The following is a 15,409-nucleotide window of genomic DNA, read 5'->3' on the forward strand; positions in this document are numbered from 1 at the left end:
CTCGGCGCAGCGTGAGCGAGGAAGCGTCGGCCCGCAATCGGGACAATCCACCAGACATAACGGAATTATTCGATGAATCAGCACATCGGTGGCTTGGAAATCTCCCGCCACGACTGGACCCGCGAGGAAGTGCACGCGCTGTTCGCGCTGCCCTTCAACGATCTGCTGTTCCGCGCGCAGACCGTGCATCGCCAGTTCCACGACCCGAACACGGTGCAGCTCTCGACGCTGCTCTCGATCAAGACCGGCGCCTGCCCCGAGGACTGTGGCTATTGCCCGCAGTCGGTGCGCTTTGAAACCGGCCTGAAGAAGGAACCGCTGATGGACGTGAAGGCCGTCGTCGACGCTGCACGCGAAGCCAAGGCCGGTGGCGCGACACGCTTCTGCATGGGTGCCGCATGGCGCTCGCCCAAGGATCGCGATCTCGACAAGGTCGAGGCCATGGTGCGCGGCGTGAAGGACCTCGGCCTCGAGACCTGCATGACCTTGGGCATGCTCAAGGACACGCAGGCGCAGCGCCTCGCCGACGCCGGCCTGGATTACTACAACCACAACCTCGACACCTCGCCCGAGTACTACGGGAAGATCATCAGCACGCGCACCTACCAGGATCGTCTCGACACGCTCGAGCACGTGCGCAATGCCGGCATGAAGACCTGCTGCGGCGGCATCGTCGGCATGGGCGAGCAGCCGGAAGATCGCGCTGAACTGCTGCGCCAGCTCGCGAACCTGCCGGCGCATCCGGACAGCGTGCCGATCAACAACCTCGTGCAGGTGAAGGGCACGCCGCTCAAGGGTGTGGATGCGCTCGATCCGCTGGACTTCGTCCGCCAGATCGCCGTGGCCCGGATCATGATGCCGCGCGCGGCCGTGCGCCTGTCCGCCGGTCGCACCGAGATGAGCGACGAGCTGCAGGCGCTGTGCTTCTTCGCCGGCGCCAATTCGATCTTCTACGGCGACAAGCTGCTGACCACCGAGAACCCGCAGAACGCCAAGGACCGTGCACTGCTCGCGCGCCTGGGCATGCAGGTGCAGGGCAGTGCCGCCTGCGAGACGGTGATCGACGAGCACGTGCTGGTCCCCGCCGGCGCGAGCTGCAGCGCCGGTGGTGGCTGTTGCTGATGCGACGATGCGCGGCGTTCGGGGAACCGCCGCACTCGCCGTCGCTTTCGCCGCCGTCGCGGCGGTGGAGATCCTGTGGCTGCACCTGCTGCAGCCGCTGGGAAACCGCCTGACCGATAGCCTGCAGCGCGTGCAGGCCGCGCGCGTTGCACCTGATCCGCAGATCGTGATCCTCGACATCGACGAGGCCAGCCTCGGACGCATGCAGGAAGAAGCCGGCCGCTGGCCCTGGCCGCGCGCGGTGTATGCCGAACTGCTGCCGGCCGTGCTGGCGCAGCAGCCCAAGGCTGTCGTGTTCGACATCCTGTTCACCGAGAAGGACAGCCTGCGCCCGGACAGCGACGAGGCCTTCGCCGAAGTCCTGCGCACCAGCGAGATCGTGTATCTGCCGATGGTGCGCCTGGATCCGAAGGACGATCCGTCCGGCGTGCCGCTGCGCGAAGTGGCGGACGCGCTGGGCCTGAAGAAGACGGCTGCTGCCGACCCCACCGCGCACGCCTCGCTGCTGCCGCCGCTGGCGTTGCCGCCGGAGACCTGGCGCACCGGCACGATCAACTACCTCGAGGATGCCGACGGCGTCGGCCGGCGCTACTACGTCCATCACGACCTGTACGGCTGGCAGCTGTTCTCGTTGCCGGCGCGGCTGGCACACGATTTCGGCTGGGGCGTGCCGGCGCAGGATTCCATCCGGCTGTCGTTCCGCAGCGGTTCGGGAGGCTTTCGTCACGTGAGCTTCGCGGACGTCTTCGATGATCTGAAGGCGCAACCGCGGCGACGTCCCGTGAACGAGTTCCGCGACGCGATCGTGGTGATCGGCACGGCCGCCTCGGGTCTGCGCGACCAGCGCGTCACGCCGCTTTCGAGCCTCTACCCCGGAGTCGAGATTCTCGCCACGGCCATCGACAACCTGAAGAACGCCCGCTCGATGTACGAGACGTCGACGGCGTGGCCGGCGGTGCTGGCCCTGTTGCTGATCGCTGCGACGGCCGCGGCCTTCGCGGCCGGTGCCGGCCCGTTCCTCGTGGGCGGCGCCTTGCTCGCCGGATGCCTGTTGCTGCTGGGCGCGTCGTGGTTCGCGTTGCAGCAACTCGTCGTGCTGTCGGTGTTCGAGCCCATCGTCTTCGCGGCCGCCTTCTATGGACTGACGGCGCTGCTGTCCTGGCGACGCGAGCGCGCGGCACGGCTGCACGCCGTGGCGATGTTCGGGCGCTTCCTGAATCCCGAGGTCGTGCGGCGTCTGGTCGATCGCGGCGAGACCGTCGAATCGCTGTCGGGTCGAAGCTGCGAGGTGAGCGTGCTGTTCTCCGACATCCGCGGTTTCACGTCTTTGTCGGAGACGCGGCCGCCGCAGGAGATCGTCGATCTGCTCAACCGTTATTTCTCGCGCCAGGTGGCCGTGGTGTTCCGTCACGGCGGCACGCTCGACAAGTTCATCGGCGATTGCATCATGGCGTTCTGGGGCGCACCGCTGAACGAGCCCCGGCATGCCCGCCGCGCCGTGGAATGTGCGCTCGACATGGAACGCGAGCTGCTCGCGTTCCGCCGCGAACTGGGCGAGGCGGGGCGCGACTTCGACGTCGGCATCGGCATCCACAGCGGCACCGCCGTGGTGGGCTTCATCGGCGCCGAGCAGAAGCTCGACTACACCGCCATCGGCGACACCGTGAATCTCGCCAGTCGCATCGAGGGCCTGACCAAGGGTGTCGCGCGCGTGCTGGTGAGCGCTGACACTGCACAGGCCTGCGCCGATGCCGATCTCCATTTCATTTCCCGCGGTGCGTTCCCTGTGAAGGGACGCGCGCGCGCCGTTGAACTGTTCGAACCGAGTGTGCCCCGATGAAACGAACTCCCCGCAACTTGATAGGCGCAGCCTTGCTGCTGCTGGCCCTGCCGGTGATGGCGCAGAGGCCCGGCTACGTCGCCAACTTCACCGAGCTCAAGCGCGAACCCTCGCGCAGTGCCGAGACCCTGCAGTCGCTCGATGCCAACACGCCGCTGACCTCGCTCAAGCGCCAGGGCTCGTGGGTGCAGGTGCAGCTCGGTGAGCAGGTCGGCTGGGTGCCGATGCTGGCGGTGCGCTCGGGCGTGCCGGGCACGGCCAAGAAAGGAGAGAGCGGGCTGTCGCGCCTGTTCAACATCGCGCGCAGCGGCAACAGCGGCGCGGTGACCACCACCGGCGTGCGCGGCCTGGACAAGGAACAGATCAAGAACGCCACGCCCAACCCGGCGGAGCTGGCCAAGCTCGACGGTTATGCCGCCAGCGACGACCAGGCGCGCAAGCTCGCCGCGTCCAAGCCGGCACTCAAGGCCACGCGCATCGCCTACGTGAAATCCGACGGTGCGCCCGAGGAGGCCCAGCCATGAACCTTCGTCATCGATTCCTCGCCGCGCTGTGTGGCGCCTGCTTCTGCGGTGCCGCAGCCGCACAACAGGTCGATCTGAACGCGATTGGCGACATGCTCGGCAAGGCCGGCGAAACCGTCACCGCGAAGAACGAGGTCGACGAACAGGCCATCGGCCACGAGTGGGCCGCGATGCTCACGGGTGCCGCGCCGCTGGTGGCCAACGAAAAGCTGCAGCGCTACGTGAACCGCGTGGGACGCTGGGTCGCGCTGCAGTCGGAACGTCCGAACCTGCCCTGGCGCTTCGGCGTGCTGGATTCGCCCAACGTCAATGCCTTCGCCACGCCGGGTGGCTACGTGTTCGTCACGCAGGGCCTGGTGGCGCGGCTCAACAGCGAGGCCGAGCTGGCCGGCGTGCTCGGTCACGAGATCGCCCACGTCGTGCGCAAGCACCATCTGGCCGCGATCCGGAAGACCTCGGGAATTGGCCTGGGTGCGGACCTGCTGGTGAAGTTCGGCCTGTCCAAGACCGAGCACGCGGATGCCTCGGCCAAGCTGCTCAGCGGCGCCAAGGAAGTGATGCTGCGCGGACTCGACAAGAGCGACGAGTACGAGGCCGATCGCATGGGGGTGGTGCTGGCCACGCGCGCGGGCTACGACCCCTATGGCCTGCCGGCGGTGCTGCAGGCGATCGAGGCGATCAGCGCGGACGATTCCAGCGTGGCGCTGCTGTTCGACACGCATCCGGCTCCCGGCGCCCGTCTGGATGCGCTGAGCGAAGCGATGGGCGAGACCTTCGAGACCTACGTGGAACAGCCGCAGGCCGCCGAGCGCTTCGCCGCGGAGACCGGACGTTGAGCATCGATTCTCCATTGGATCAGCGACTCCGCGCCGAGCTGGAGCGGCTGCGCGCCGCGGACCTGTACCGCATGCGGCGCGTCGTCGACGGCGTGCACGGCGTGCGTCTGCGCGTCGAAGGACGCGACTGCCTGAATTTCTGCAGCAACGATTACCTCGGCCTCGCGGGCGACGAGCGCGTCGCCGAGGCCGCGCGTCGCGCGCTCACCGGCAGCGGAACCGGCAGCGGCGCTTCGGCGCTGATCACCGGCTACAACGTCGAGCATCGTCGCCTGGAAGAGGCGCTCGCCGAATTCACCGGCTATCCGCGCGTGCTGCTGTTCACGTCGGGCTGGGCCGCGAACTGCGGCGTGCTGCGCGGGCTGCTGTCGCGCCAGGACACGCTGATCGCGGACGAACTCAATCACGCCTCGCTGATCGACGGCGGTCGCTTGAGTGGGGCGACGTATCGTCGCGTGGCGCACGCCGACGGCGCGGGTTTTCGCACTGCGCTGTCGGCGGCGAAGAACCCGGACGGTCAAACGCTGACCTTGGCCGTCACCGATTCGGTGTTCAGCATGGATGGCGATCTGGCGCCGCTGCCGCAGATCGCCGCCCTGTGCCGGGAGCACGGCGCGGCGCTGATGACGGACGACGCGCACGGCTTCGGTGTGCTCGGTGATCGCGGGCGCGGCGGCAACGAGTTGCTCGGCACGCGGCCAGATATCTACGTGGCGACGATGGGCAAGTCGCTCGGCACCGCTGGCGCCTTCGTGGCCGGCAGCGAGACGCTGATCGAATACCTGATCCAGCGCGCCCGCAGTTTCGTGTTCTCCACGGCCCCGCCGCCCGCCATCGCGGCCGCGGCGCGCGAGGCGCTGCGCATCATCCAGGCGGAACCCGAGCGCCGTGCGCGGCTGCAATTGAACATCGCGCGGTTCGTGCGTGGCGCCACGCAGTTGGGAATCCGGCTCGGGCCGCCCGAGGGATCACCGGCCAGTCCCGTCACATCGGGTCACGAATTCAGCCTGGTTCCGATCCAGCCGCTGGTGATCGGCGACGCGGCCCGGACGATGGCGGTGTCGCGCGCGCTGTTCGAACGCGGCTTCTGGGTCGCCGGCATCCGTCCGCCGACGGTTCCGGCCGGCACCTCGCGGCTGCGCATCACGCTGTCCGCGACCCACGAGGCCGCGCACGTCGATGCGCTGCTCGACGCGATGCGCGCGTGCGGCCTGGGTAGCCGGCCGCTGGCCGCATGAAAAAAAACGGGCCGCGGTCGGCGCGCGGCACCCATGCGATGACCTTGTTCGTGACCGGCACCGACACCGGAGTGGGCAAAACGCATGTTTCGGCCGGTCTGCTCGCGGCCGCGCGCGAGCTCGGCATCGCGGCCTGCGGCTACAAGCCGGTGGCCTCCGGGTGCAGGCGCGGACCGCGGGGTCTGCGCAATGCGGACGCGCTGGCCCTGATCCGGGCCTCCGGGACTGAGGAGCCGTACGACCGGATCAATCCCTACGCATTCGCCCCTGCCATCGCCCCGCACCTGGCCGCGCGCGAGGCCGGGCAGCGGATCGAGCGACGCGTCCTCGATGCGCGATATCGCGAACTGGCGCGCACCCACGATCTGGTCATCGTCGAGGGCGCGGGCGGCTGGCAGATTCCGTTCGGCCGCGACTGGACGCAGGCGGACTGGGTCGCCAGGCACGGCTGGCCGGTGCTGCTCGTCGTCGGGATGCGGCTGGGCTGCATGAATCACGCGCTGCTCTCGGCGGAATCCATTCGGCCGCGTACGCGCCTGCTCGGCTGGGTCGCCAACGAGCTGCCGCCGCGCCAGCCACGCCTCGACGACAACATCGCGGAACTCCAGATGCGCATGCCGGCGCCCCTGCTCGGTCGAGTAGGTTCGCGCGCGGGCTCGCTGTGCGCGCAACTTTGCGCGGTCCTCGAGCGCATGCAGGTACGCGAAGGCCGCTGATTTCTTTGCGCCCGCTTTGGGCCTTCCACTACAATCCGCGACCGCCAGCAACGCATTCGCGCAGCCCGGAGCCACCTTGAGCGACCCTCTCGATCTAGCCATCGGAGCAAGCCTCGAGACCCGCTTCGTCCTGAGCCCGAACGCGTCGCTGAGCGTTCGCGGGGCCTGGGCCTTCATGATTCTGGTCAGTCTCGCAACGCTGGGCACGGCGTCGTGGTGTGCCGCTCATGGCTTCTGGCCGGTGTTGCCGTTCGCAGGACTGGAACTGGCAGCCGTCGGTTGGGCTTTGGCGGTATCCCTGCGGCGCAATCGCTATCGCGAAGTGGTGAGCTTCGAACGCGAACGGGTACGGATCGAGTTCGGCGTGGTCGGGCAGGGCGCCGCGGCGCGTGTGGAACTGCCGCGCGGCTGGACTCGGACCTGGATCGAGCGTGATGCCGAACGGCGTCATGCACCGACCCGTCTGCTGCTGGGCTGTTCGGGCCAGCAGGTGCAGATCGGTCGATGCCTGACCGACGAAGAGCGCGAAGTGCTGGTGCGTCGGTTCGGACAGCTGTTGAAGGTGCGGTTTGGTCGCGATGACGACCGGGCGGCGCACTCGGAAATGACTCTGGGAGAAGGATAGATGGCGATGAACAGGCTCGGCGGGCGCCTTGCGACGATGGTGGCGACCTGGCTGGCGACGGCTGGCGTGGCTATGGCCTACACCGGCGAGCGTTACAACCTCCCGATGGGCGTCACCGAGATCAGCCGCGAAGTGCACCACCTGCACATGCTGATCTTCTGGGTCTGCGTGGCCATCGCGGTGGTCGTGTTCGGCGCGATGTTCTATTCGGTCTTCGCGCACCGCCGCTCGGTTCATCCCAAGCCGGCCGATTTCCACGAGTCCACCACGGTGGAAATCATCTGGACGGCGATCCCGTTCGTGATCCTGATCAGCATGGCCATTCCGGCCGCCGGCACGCTGATCAAGATGGAAAACACCCGCAACGCCGAGCTGACCGTCAAGGTCACCGGCTACCAGTGGAAGTGGCAGTACGAGTACATCGGCCAGGACGTGAAGTTCTTCTCCTCGCTGGCCGCCGATTCCAACCGTGCACGCCAGCGCGGTTCGGGCGTCGACCCGAACACCGTCCCCAACTACCTGGTGGACGTGGACAACCCCCTGGTGCTGCCGGTCAACACCAAGGTGCGCTTCCTGGTCACGGCCAACGACGTCATCCACGCCTGGTGGGTGCCCGCCTTCGCAGTCAAGAAGGACGCCATCCCGGGTTACGTGAATGAAATCTGGACCAAGGTCGACGAGCCCGGTACCTACCGTGGCGTCTGTGCCGAACTCTGTGGTCGTGACCACGGCTTCATGCCGATCGTCGTCAAGGTGCTGCCGAAGGACGAGTACGAGGCCTGGCTCGCCAAGGCCAAGGGCGGTGAAGTGGCTGCTGCTGCCCCGGCTGTCGCCAGCGACGCCGCGACCGATGCACCTGCCGCGGCGCCCGCCGCCGAAGCCGCTCCCGCTGCCGCTGCTCCTGCCACGGAAGTTGCCGCCGCTGCGGCTCCTGCTGCCGCTGCCGCCCCGGCTGCCGAGACGTCCAAGGACGACCTCGTGAAGGCCGGCGAGAAGGTCTACAACGGCAACTGCGCCGCCTGCCACCAGGTCACCGGAAAGGGCATGCCGCCCAACTTCCCGTCGCTGGTCGATTCGGCCGTGGTCAAGGGTGACTCGCCGGACGCGCAGATCACGCAGATCCTCAAGGGCAAGAACATGATGCCGCCGTTCGGGCACCTGTCGGATGCCGACATCGCCGCGGTCGTGACGTACACGCACAACGCCTGGGGGCACTCCGGCCCCACGGTGCAGGCGTCGCAGGTCACCGCGCTGCGCGGCAAGTAAGTCTCAGCGGTACACGAACCTCCAAGGCAAGGCTCCCGAGCACCGCGACGGATCTCTTGCCGAACGGAGCGTCACCGAAGAGAAATTTCTTCGCTGCGCTCAGAATGACAGTTGAAGCACTGAGTTAAGGAACGAACATGGCCAGCCACGACCACGCTCACGACGATCACGCCCACGGTCATGACGACCATCACCATGGCCCCGAGAAGGGGATCATGCGGTGGATCAAGACGACGAATCACAAGGATCTGGGCACGCTGTACCTGATCTTCTCGTTCACGATGTTCTTCATCGGCGGCCTGATGTCGCTGGTGATCCGCGCTGAGCTCTGGCACCCCGGCCTGCAGTTCGTCGATCCGGAATTCTTCAACCAGATGACCACGCTGCACGCGCTGGTCATGATCTTCGGTGGCGTCATGCCTGGATTCACGGGCCTGGCCAACTGGATGGTCCCGATGATGGTGGGCGCCTCGGACATGGCGCTGCCCCGCGTGAACAACTGGGGCTTCTGGATCCTGCCGTTCGCCTTCACGCTGCTGCTCTCGACGCTGTTCATGCCGGGCGGCGGCCCTGCCGGTGGCTGGACGATGTATCCGCCGCTGGTACTGCAGACCGGTGAAGGCTTCCCGTTCCTGATCTTCGCGATCCACTTGATGGGCATCAGCTCGATCACGGGCGCCATCAACGTCGTCGTCACGGTGCTGAACCTGCGCGCACCGGGCATGACCCTGCTCAAGATGCCGCTGTTCTGCTGGACCTGGCTGATCACCGCCTACCTGCTGATCGCGACGATGCCGGTGCTCGCCGGAGCCGTGACGATGCTGCTCACGGACAAATACTTCGCCACCAGCTTCTTCACCGCTTCGGGCGGCGGCGACCCGGTGATGTTCCAGCACATCTTCTGGTTCTTCGGTCACCCCGAGGTCTACATCCTGATTCTGCCGGCGTTCGGCGTGGTCTCCACGATCATCCCGACGTTCGCTCGCAAGACGTTGTTCGGCTACGACTCGATGGTCTACGCCACCGCGTCGATCGCGTTCCTGTCGTTCATCGTCTGGGCGCACCACATGTTCACGGTGGGCATGCCGCTCGCCGGCGAGCTGTTCTTCATGTTCAGCACGATGCTCATCGCCGTGCCGACGGGCGTGAAGGTGTTCAACTGGATCGCCACGATGTGGCGCGGCTCGATGACCTTCGAGACGCCGATGCTGTTCGCGATCGCCTTCGTGTTCCTGTTCTCGATCGGTGGGTTCTCGGGCCTGATGCTCGCCATCGCGCCGGTGGACTTCCAGTACCACGATACCTACTTCGTGGTCGCGCACTTCCATTACGTGCTGGTGCCGGGCGCCGTGTTCTCGATCATCGCCGCCGTGTACTACTGGATCCCGAAGTGGACGGGCGTGATGTACAACGAGTTCTGGGGCAAGGTGCACTTCTGGCTCTCGGCCATCTTCATCAACGTGACCTTCTTCCCGCAGCACTTCTCGGGACTGGCGGGCATGCAGCGCCGCGTGCCGGACTACGCGGTGCAGTTCGTGGACTTCAACATGATCTCCACGATCGGCGCGTTCGTGTTCTTCATCGCGCAGTTCATCTTCATCTTCAACATGATCGCCTGCATGGCGCGCAAGGGTCAGAAGGCAAGCGACCGCGTCTGGGAAGGCGCGCACGGTCTCGAGTGGACGGTGCCTTCACCGGCTCCGTATCACACCTTCGAGGATCCGCCGCGCATCGGTGACGCCGAGCTGGCCGCCGTCCATGATTCGGGCGCCGGCTACAGCGATCACAAGCACTGAGCCACGAGCGAGGAATACGACCGTGACGGCGCAGGTGAACAGTCCGGGACCGGATGAGGCGAGCCGCAAGGCGCGCCGCTCGGTGATGCTGGCGCTGGTGCATGTGGCGCTGGCGGTGGGCATCCTCGCGCTGTTCGTGTTCATGCAGTCGCACAAGGGCTGACCGGAATGAACGAGCCGAACGCGCCGTCGGACCAGGACAGCAAGCGCCATGGCTGGCGTCTGCTGGTCGTGGTCGTCGCGATGTTCGGTTTCGGTTTCGCGCTGGGTCCGATCTACGACGCGTTGTGCAAGGTCACCGGCATCAATGGCAAGACCTCCGGCATGGTGGCGGACGCCAACGCACTGCCGGTGGTCGACGAATCGCGCCTGGTGACGGTGCTGTTCGTCACCACGGTGAACGGCGGCAAGCCCTGGGAGTTCCGCCCGGAGCAGTCGCAGGTGCAGGTGCATCCGGGCCAGCTCACGACGGTGAACTTCCACGCGAAGAACACCGAGGATCACGATCTGATCGCCCAGGCGGTACCGAACGTGGCGCCGTGGAACGCCGCCAAGCACCTGCACAAGACGGAATGTTTCTGCTTCAGCAACCAGCCCTTCAAGGCTGGCGAGACCAAGGAGATGCCGGTGCGTTTCATGCTCGACCCCGCCCTGCCAGCGGATGTCGACACCGTGACGCTGTCGTACACCTTCTTCGATGTGACCGAGTCGGCGCAACCTGCTGTGCCGCCTCGGAAAGAACCGACGCAGAGTTAAGTCAAGAGAGACTGGGAGACACCTGATGTCCAGCCACGCTGCCCCCGCCGCCGCCGGTAGTCCGCCGAGCCGTTACTTCGTTCCGGATCCCAGTGTCTGGCCGTTCATCCTGACGGCGGGCCTGTTCACCGTGATCGTCGGTGTCTGGGGCTTCCTGGAGCACAAGCAGTTCCCGATCGCGCTTCCGATCTACGCGGGCGCGGCGGTGTCGATCTACATCATCTTCCGCTGGCTGCGCGGCGTGTCGCTCGAATCCGAGCACGGCAAGTACAACTTGCAGGTCGATGGCACGTATCGCATGGCGATGGCGTGGTTCATCTTCTCCGAGGTGATGTTCTTCGGCGCCTTCTTCGGCGCGCTCTGGTACGCCCGCGAGATGTCGATTCCCTGGCTCTCGGGCGAGGGCACGAAGATGGCGACGCATCTGGCGCTGTGGCCGGGCTTCGAGAACATCTGGCCGAACAATGGTCCGATGGAACTCAACGGGCACTTCGAGACCGTGGGCGCCTGGGGCCTGCCCTTCGTCAACACGCTGCTGCTGCTGACCTCGGGCGTGACGATCACGATGGCGCACCACGCGCTGAAGGAAAATCACCGCCTCTCGACGATCCTCTGGATGTGGGCGACGGTCGGGCTCGGCGTGGCGTTCCTGATCTGCCAGGCCTACGAGTATCACCACGCCTACGAAGGCCTGAATCTCAAGCTCGCGTCCGGCATCTACGGCTCGACGTTCTTCATGCTGACCGGCTTCCACGGCATGCACGTGACGCTCGGCACGATCATGCTGATCATCATCACGTGCCGCCTGATGGCCGGCCACTTCAAGCCCGACAGCCACTTCGGATTCGAGGGCGTGGCCTGGTACTGGCACTTCGTCGACGTGGTATGGATCGGCCTGTTCGTCTTCGTGTACGTGCTCTGACGCACGGCTACATAGGCTGGGAAAGAAGAAGGCCCGGAAACGGGCCTTCTTCGTCTGCAGCGCCTTTTCGGAAATCCGCCCAGGCCGCTAGTGACCGCCGACTTCGTGCGGCTTCAACCAGCCCATGAAGAACGCGAGAATCAGGAACAGGATGAGCGCCACCTGGAGGCCGACGCGCCAGGACAGGGCCTTCACGGTACGTCTGCTCGTGCTGGGATCCTTGACCAGAAACACGCCGCCGAACACCAGCGCGACGACGATGCCGATGAGCAGGGCGAGAATCAGCAGTTTGACGAGCATGGACGCTGTCGACGGGATGGCGGGACGTGAATGGTAGCGCCGCCGCACTCCCTGCTGTTCCTGCGGTCTAGGCTTGCGCCCATGCCCATCACGTTCAAGCCGCCGCTGTGGTCCCTCCTGCCGACCGTGCTGGTGACGGCCCTGTTCGTGACGCTCGGCACCTGGCAACTCGGCCGCGCGCATCAGAAGGAAGCGCTGCAATCCGCGTTCGATACGGCCGGCACTGCGCCGGTGACCTCACTGCCCCTGCAGCCGCCGCGAGGCGATGCCCTGACGACGCACCGCGTCCGGGTCGAGGGCGCATTCGATCCGCAGCGCCAGTTGCTGCTCGACAACCAGAGTCGTGCGCAGATCCCGGGCTATCGCGTCTGGACACCGCTGAAGCGCGAGGACGGGAGCTGGCTGATCGTGGATCGTGGCTGGGTGGCGGCGGATCCGGATCGCGGCCGTCTGCCGGCAATCGACGTGGCGGGTGATGCGCGCGAGGTCCAGGGGTTCTGGCGACCGCTGCCCGAACCCGGCCTGCGCCTAGCGTCTGATCCGTGCGCGGCCATCGGCTTTCCCCGCGTGGCCAGCTATCCCACGCGCGAGCAACTGGCGTGCGTCCTCGGGGCGCCCGTCGCCGACGGCGTGCTGCTGCTGGATGCCGGACTTCCGGACGGTTACGTTCGCGAATGGACGCTGCCCAACCCCGTGCCTCCGGCGCGGCACTACGCGTACGCCGCGCAGTGGTTCGCCTTTGCTGCCACCCTGCTGTTCCTGTTCATCAAGTACAGCCTCAAGCGCCTGCCGTGAATACCACTGCCGCCACTCCCAGCACCCCACGAGGCCGCACGCAGTTCCTGCTGCTGGCCACACTCTTCTTCTTCCCGCTGCTGATCTCGTACGTGCTGTATTTCTGGTTTCCGGGCGTTCGTCCGAGCAACACCACGAACTACGGCCAGTTGATCAACCCGGCGCTGCCGGCGCCGCCGCTGACGTTCGTCGACGACAAGGGTGCGCCGCTCGACCAGTCGGTGTTCACGATCCGCTGGAGCTATGCCGTGCTGGCGGGTTCGGACTGCGACGACCACTGTCTGCGCAGCCTCGTGATGACGCGCCAGGTGCGTCTGGCCATGAACGAGAAGCGCAGCCGCGTGCAACGCGTGCTCGTGCTGTCGGATCCTGCGGCCGTCGCGCCGGTGCTGGCCAGGCTCAAGCCGGAACATCCGGACCTGCGCGTGATCGCGGATGTCGGCGAACCCGGCAAACAGCTGTCCGATTTCCTGCAGCCGGCCGGCGCGGCCTCCTACCTGCTCGATCCGCACGGAAACTGGCTGCTCGTGTATCCCTCGGGCGGCGAGATACAGACCGACTTCAAGGGCATGCAGAAGGACATCAAGAAGCTGCTGCGCCTGTCGCAGATCGGCTGAAGCCGCCCCCCGATTTCTCCGGATCTTCATCGTGACCGCTTTTCGTTCGATCAATCTCGTCGCACTGCTGCTGTGCTTCTGCGTGGTGGTGTTCGGTGCCTACGTGCGGCTGGCCGATGCCGGCCTGGGCTGCCCCGACTGGCCCGGCTGCTACGGGCACCTGGGCGTGCCCGAAGCACACCATGAAGTGACTGCGGCCGAAGAGAAATTCCCGCAACGGCCAGTGGAAGCACACAAGGCCTGGAAGGAGATGATCCACCGTTATCTCGCCTCGACCTTGGGCCTGCTGATCGTGGCGATGGCCTTGATCAGCGTGTTCAACAAGCGCGAGACGCGCCTGCCGCGCCGGCTGCCGTGGTTCCTCGTGGCGCTGGTGATCTTCCAGGGCATGCTCGGCATGTGGACGGTGACCTGGCAGCTCAAGCCGCTGGTGGTCACCGGCCATCTGTTCGGCGGCCTGTCGACGTTGTCGCTGCTGCTGTGGATGTGGCTGTCGGTTCGCAAGACGCGCACGGCCGCGGCCGTCGACGACAGGCCGCAGCGCGAGTTCCGCTCGGAACGTGAGGCGGCGTTCTCTTTCGCCACTACCGCACCTCCGGCACAGGTCACCAGCAGCATCCTCGGCGGACTGCGCATCGCCGCCGCCGGCGCTCTGCTGGTGCTGGCCTGCCAGATCTTCCTCGGCGGCTGGACCAGCACGAACTACGCGGCGCTGGCCTGCCCGGACTTCCCGACGTGTCACGGACAGTGGCTGCCCGAAACCGACGTGCAGGAAGCCTTCGTGCTGTGGCGCGGACTGGGCATCAACTACGAACACGGCGTGCTCGACAACCGCGCGCGCGTCACGATCCACTTCTTCCATCGCATCGGAGCGATCGTCACCACGCTGGTGCTCGGCCTGCTCGCGATCGTCATGCTGCGCAGCCGCTCGCTGGTGGTACGGCGTTTCGGCATCGTCGTGATCTGCGCGCTGGCGCTGCAGGTCGTCATCGGCATCAGCACCGTGAAGCTGCAACTGCCGCTGCTGCTGGCGGCCGCGCATAATGGCGGCGCTGCGTTGCTGGTGATCGTGTTGGTGAGCCTGAACCACTTCCTGTGGACGCAAGACAAGAAGGAGATCGTGTCGTGAGCGCTACGCCCGCCGCCGTCGCCGGGCTCGAGCATCGCAGCCGCGCGCACGAGTATTACGAGCTGTGCAAGCCGCGTGTGGTGATGCTGATCGTGTTCACCGCGGTCGTCGGCATGTTCCTCGCCGTTCCGGGCATGCCGCCGCTGGGCGCGCTGATCTGGGGAACCATCGGCATCGGGCTGCAGGCCGCCAGCGCCGCCGCGGTCAACCAGATCATCGACCGCAACATCGACCGCAACATGGCGCGCACCTGCGGCCGTCCGCTGGTCACCGGTGCACTGGGCATGACGGAGTCCATCGCGTTCGCAACGGTGCTGGGTCTGGCCGGTTTCGCCGTGCTGTGGTTCTTCGTCAACCCGCTCACGGCCTGGCTGACGCAGTTCACGCTGATCGGCTACGCCGGCATCTACACGCTGTACCTGAAGCGCGCGACGCCGCAGAACATCGTCATCGGCGGGGCGGCCGGTGCGGCGCCGCCGCTGCTCGGTTGGGTGGCCGTCACCGGCGAAGTGCACGCGCACGCGCTGATCCTGTTCCTGATCATCTTCATCTGGACGCCGCCGCACTTCTGGGCGCTCGCCATCGAGCGACGCGACGAGTACGCGAAGGCCGACATCCCGATGCTGCCGGTCACGCACGGCATCGAATTCACGAAGACGCAGGTGCTGCTGTACACGGTGCTGCTGATCGTCGTCACCGTGCTGCCGTTCGCCACCGGCATGAGCGGGCTGCTGTACCTGATCGGTGCGTTGCTACTCGGCGGGCAGTTCCTGATCTACGCGATCCGCCTGAAGTGGAAGCCGGTGCCCGGGCTGCCGATGAAGACCTTCGGCTATTCGATCGTCTACCTGATGGGCATCTTCACGGTGCTGCTGGTCGATCACTACCTGGGCGCGATCGTGGAGCTGGTGCGGTCGTGAACGCGGC

General features: G+C 66.4%; 17 protein-coding genes. 16 read left to right on the top strand and 1 reads right to left on the bottom strand.

All coding sequences use genetic code 11. The features are described 5' to 3' along the window. Window positions 1-72: 72 nt before the first annotated feature. From bioB to DFR24_RS20705, 12 genes are all read left to right on the top strand, one after another. Window positions 73-1,122 carry a biotin synthase BioB gene (gene bioB, locus DFR24_RS20655; protein WP_133883340.1) on the top strand — a complete coding sequence of 350 codons (1,050 nt, stop codon included), beginning with the start codon at window positions 73-75 and terminating at the stop codon, window positions 1,120-1,122. Then, window positions 1,109-2,962: an adenylate/guanylate cyclase domain-containing protein gene (locus DFR24_RS20660; RefSeq protein ID WP_211346639.1), complete on the top strand. Its 1,854-nt coding sequence runs from the start codon at window positions 1,109-1,111 to the stop codon at window positions 2,960-2,962. The genes bioB and DFR24_RS20660 overlap by 14 nt, the downstream gene beginning before the upstream one ends. Continuing rightward, on the top strand, window positions 2,959-3,486 hold the full coding sequence (locus DFR24_RS20665) for an SH3 domain-containing protein (RefSeq protein WP_133883341.1): 528 nt from the start codon (window positions 2,959-2,961) through the stop codon (window positions 3,484-3,486). Before DFR24_RS20660 ends, DFR24_RS20665 begins: the two co-directional genes overlap by 4 nt. Beyond that, window positions 3,483-4,322, top strand: a complete 840-nt coding sequence (locus DFR24_RS20670) for a M48 family metalloprotease (protein ID WP_133883342.1) — start codon at window positions 3,483-3,485, stop codon at window positions 4,320-4,322. Before DFR24_RS20665 ends, DFR24_RS20670 begins: the two co-directional genes overlap by 4 nt. After that, window positions 4,319-5,560, top strand: a complete 1,242-nt coding sequence (locus DFR24_RS20675; protein ID WP_246051735.1) for an aminotransferase class I/II-fold pyridoxal phosphate-dependent enzyme — start codon at window positions 4,319-4,321, stop codon at window positions 5,558-5,560. The genes DFR24_RS20670 and DFR24_RS20675 overlap by 4 nt, the downstream gene beginning before the upstream one ends. A gap of 38 nt (window positions 5,561-5,598) precedes the next feature. Beyond that, the gene (gene bioD / locus DFR24_RS20680; RefSeq protein WP_133883527.1) at window positions 5,599-6,276 is read left to right on the top strand and encodes a dethiobiotin synthase; all 678 of its coding nucleotides are present in this window, start codon (window positions 5,599-5,601) and stop codon (window positions 6,274-6,276) included. A gap of 76 nt (window positions 6,277-6,352) precedes the next feature. After that, window positions 6,353-6,901, top strand: a complete 549-nt coding sequence (locus DFR24_RS20685; protein WP_133883343.1) for a DUF2244 domain-containing protein — start codon at window positions 6,353-6,355, stop codon at window positions 6,899-6,901. Between the two features lie 6 nt (window positions 6,902-6,907). After that, entirely contained in the window at window positions 6,908-8,167 is a 1,260-nt protein-coding gene (gene coxB, locus DFR24_RS20690) for a cytochrome c oxidase subunit II (RefSeq protein ID WP_133883344.1), read from the top strand. Window positions 8,168-8,304: 137 nt separating this feature from the next. Then, on the top strand, window positions 8,305-9,963 hold the full coding sequence (gene ctaD, locus DFR24_RS20695; RefSeq protein ID WP_133883345.1) for a cytochrome c oxidase subunit I: 1,659 nt from the start codon (window positions 8,305-8,307) through the stop codon (window positions 9,961-9,963). Window positions 9,964-9,985: 22 nt separating this feature from the next. Then, window positions 9,986-10,126, top strand: coding sequence for a hypothetical protein (locus DFR24_RS24545; RefSeq protein ID WP_162851351.1), 141 nt, complete (start codon window positions 9,986-9,988; stop codon window positions 10,124-10,126). A gap of 5 nt (window positions 10,127-10,131) precedes the next feature. Continuing rightward, window positions 10,132-10,719: a cytochrome c oxidase assembly protein gene (locus DFR24_RS20700; protein WP_133883346.1), complete on the top strand. Its 588-nt coding sequence runs from the start codon at window positions 10,132-10,134 to the stop codon at window positions 10,717-10,719. Window positions 10,720-10,744: 25 nt separating this feature from the next. Continuing rightward, a complete protein-coding gene (locus tag DFR24_RS20705) occupies window positions 10,745-11,641 on the top strand; it encodes a cytochrome c oxidase subunit 3 (RefSeq protein WP_133883347.1) in 897 nt (298 codons plus the stop codon). Between the two features lie 87 nt (window positions 11,642-11,728). Here DFR24_RS20705 and DFR24_RS20710 read toward each other — a convergent pair whose 3' ends face one another. Further along, window positions 11,729-11,941 carry a twin transmembrane helix small protein gene (locus tag DFR24_RS20710; protein ID WP_133883348.1) on the bottom strand — a complete coding sequence of 71 codons (213 nt, stop codon included), beginning with the start codon at window positions 11,939-11,941 and terminating at the stop codon, window positions 11,729-11,731. An 81-nt stretch (window positions 11,942-12,022) separates the two neighbouring features. Between DFR24_RS20710 and DFR24_RS20715 the strand changes: the two genes are divergently transcribed. The 4 genes from DFR24_RS20715 to cyoE are packed head-to-tail and all read left to right on the top strand — an operon-like array spanning window position 12,023 to window position 15,402. Next, complete coding sequence (locus DFR24_RS20715) at window positions 12,023-12,736, top strand: SURF1 family protein (protein ID WP_162851352.1); 714 nt, start codon at window positions 12,023-12,025, stop codon at window positions 12,734-12,736. Beyond that, complete coding sequence (locus DFR24_RS24755) at window positions 12,733-13,353, top strand: hypothetical protein (protein WP_210772482.1); 621 nt, start codon at window positions 12,733-12,735, stop codon at window positions 13,351-13,353. The genes DFR24_RS20715 and DFR24_RS24755 overlap by 4 nt, the downstream gene beginning before the upstream one ends. 31 nt (window positions 13,354-13,384) lie before the next feature. Further along, entirely contained in the window at window positions 13,385-14,482 is a 1,098-nt protein-coding gene (locus DFR24_RS20720) for a COX15/CtaA family protein (RefSeq protein WP_210772481.1), read from the top strand. Then, on the top strand, window positions 14,479-15,402 hold the full coding sequence (cyoE, locus tag DFR24_RS20725; protein WP_133883351.1) for a heme o synthase: 924 nt from the start codon (window positions 14,479-14,481) through the stop codon (window positions 15,400-15,402). The genes DFR24_RS20720 and cyoE overlap by 4 nt, the downstream gene beginning before the upstream one ends. The last annotated feature ends 7 nt before the right edge of the window (window positions 15,403-15,409 follow it).

The sequence above is a fragment of the Panacagrimonas perspica genome, assembly GCF_004364935.1.
GTDB lineage: Bacteria > Pseudomonadota > Gammaproteobacteria > Nevskiales > Nevskiaceae > Panacagrimonas > Panacagrimonas perspica.

Coding starts and splice junctions, on each gene's coding strand:
- DFR24_RS20715 (WP_162851352.1), top strand. CDS start 12,023: ATGCCCATCACGTTCAAGCCGCCGCTGTGGTCCCTCCTGCCGACCGTG.
- DFR24_RS20710 (WP_133883348.1), bottom strand. CDS start 11,941: ATGCTCGTCAAACTGCTGATTCTCGCCCTGCTCATCGGCATCGTCGTC.
- DFR24_RS20705 (WP_133883347.1), top strand. CDS start 10,745: ATGTCCAGCCACGCTGCCCCCGCCGCCGCCGGTAGTCCGCCGAGCCGT.
- DFR24_RS20670 (WP_133883342.1), top strand. CDS start 3,483: ATGAACCTTCGTCATCGATTCCTCGCCGCGCTGTGTGGCGCCTGCTTC.
- bioB (WP_133883340.1), top strand. CDS start 73: ATGAATCAGCACATCGGTGGCTTGGAAATCTCCCGCCACGACTGGACC.
- DFR24_RS20700 (WP_133883346.1), top strand. CDS start 10,132: ATGAACGAGCCGAACGCGCCGTCGGACCAGGACAGCAAGCGCCATGGC.
- DFR24_RS20665 (WP_133883341.1), top strand. CDS start 2,959: ATGAAACGAACTCCCCGCAACTTGATAGGCGCAGCCTTGCTGCTGCTG.
- ctaD (WP_133883345.1), top strand. CDS start 8,305: ATGGCCAGCCACGACCACGCTCACGACGATCACGCCCACGGTCATGAC.
- bioD (WP_133883527.1), top strand. CDS start 5,599: ATGACCTTGTTCGTGACCGGCACCGACACCGGAGTGGGCAAAACGCAT.
- coxB (WP_133883344.1), top strand. CDS start 6,908: ATGAACAGGCTCGGCGGGCGCCTTGCGACGATGGTGGCGACCTGGCTG.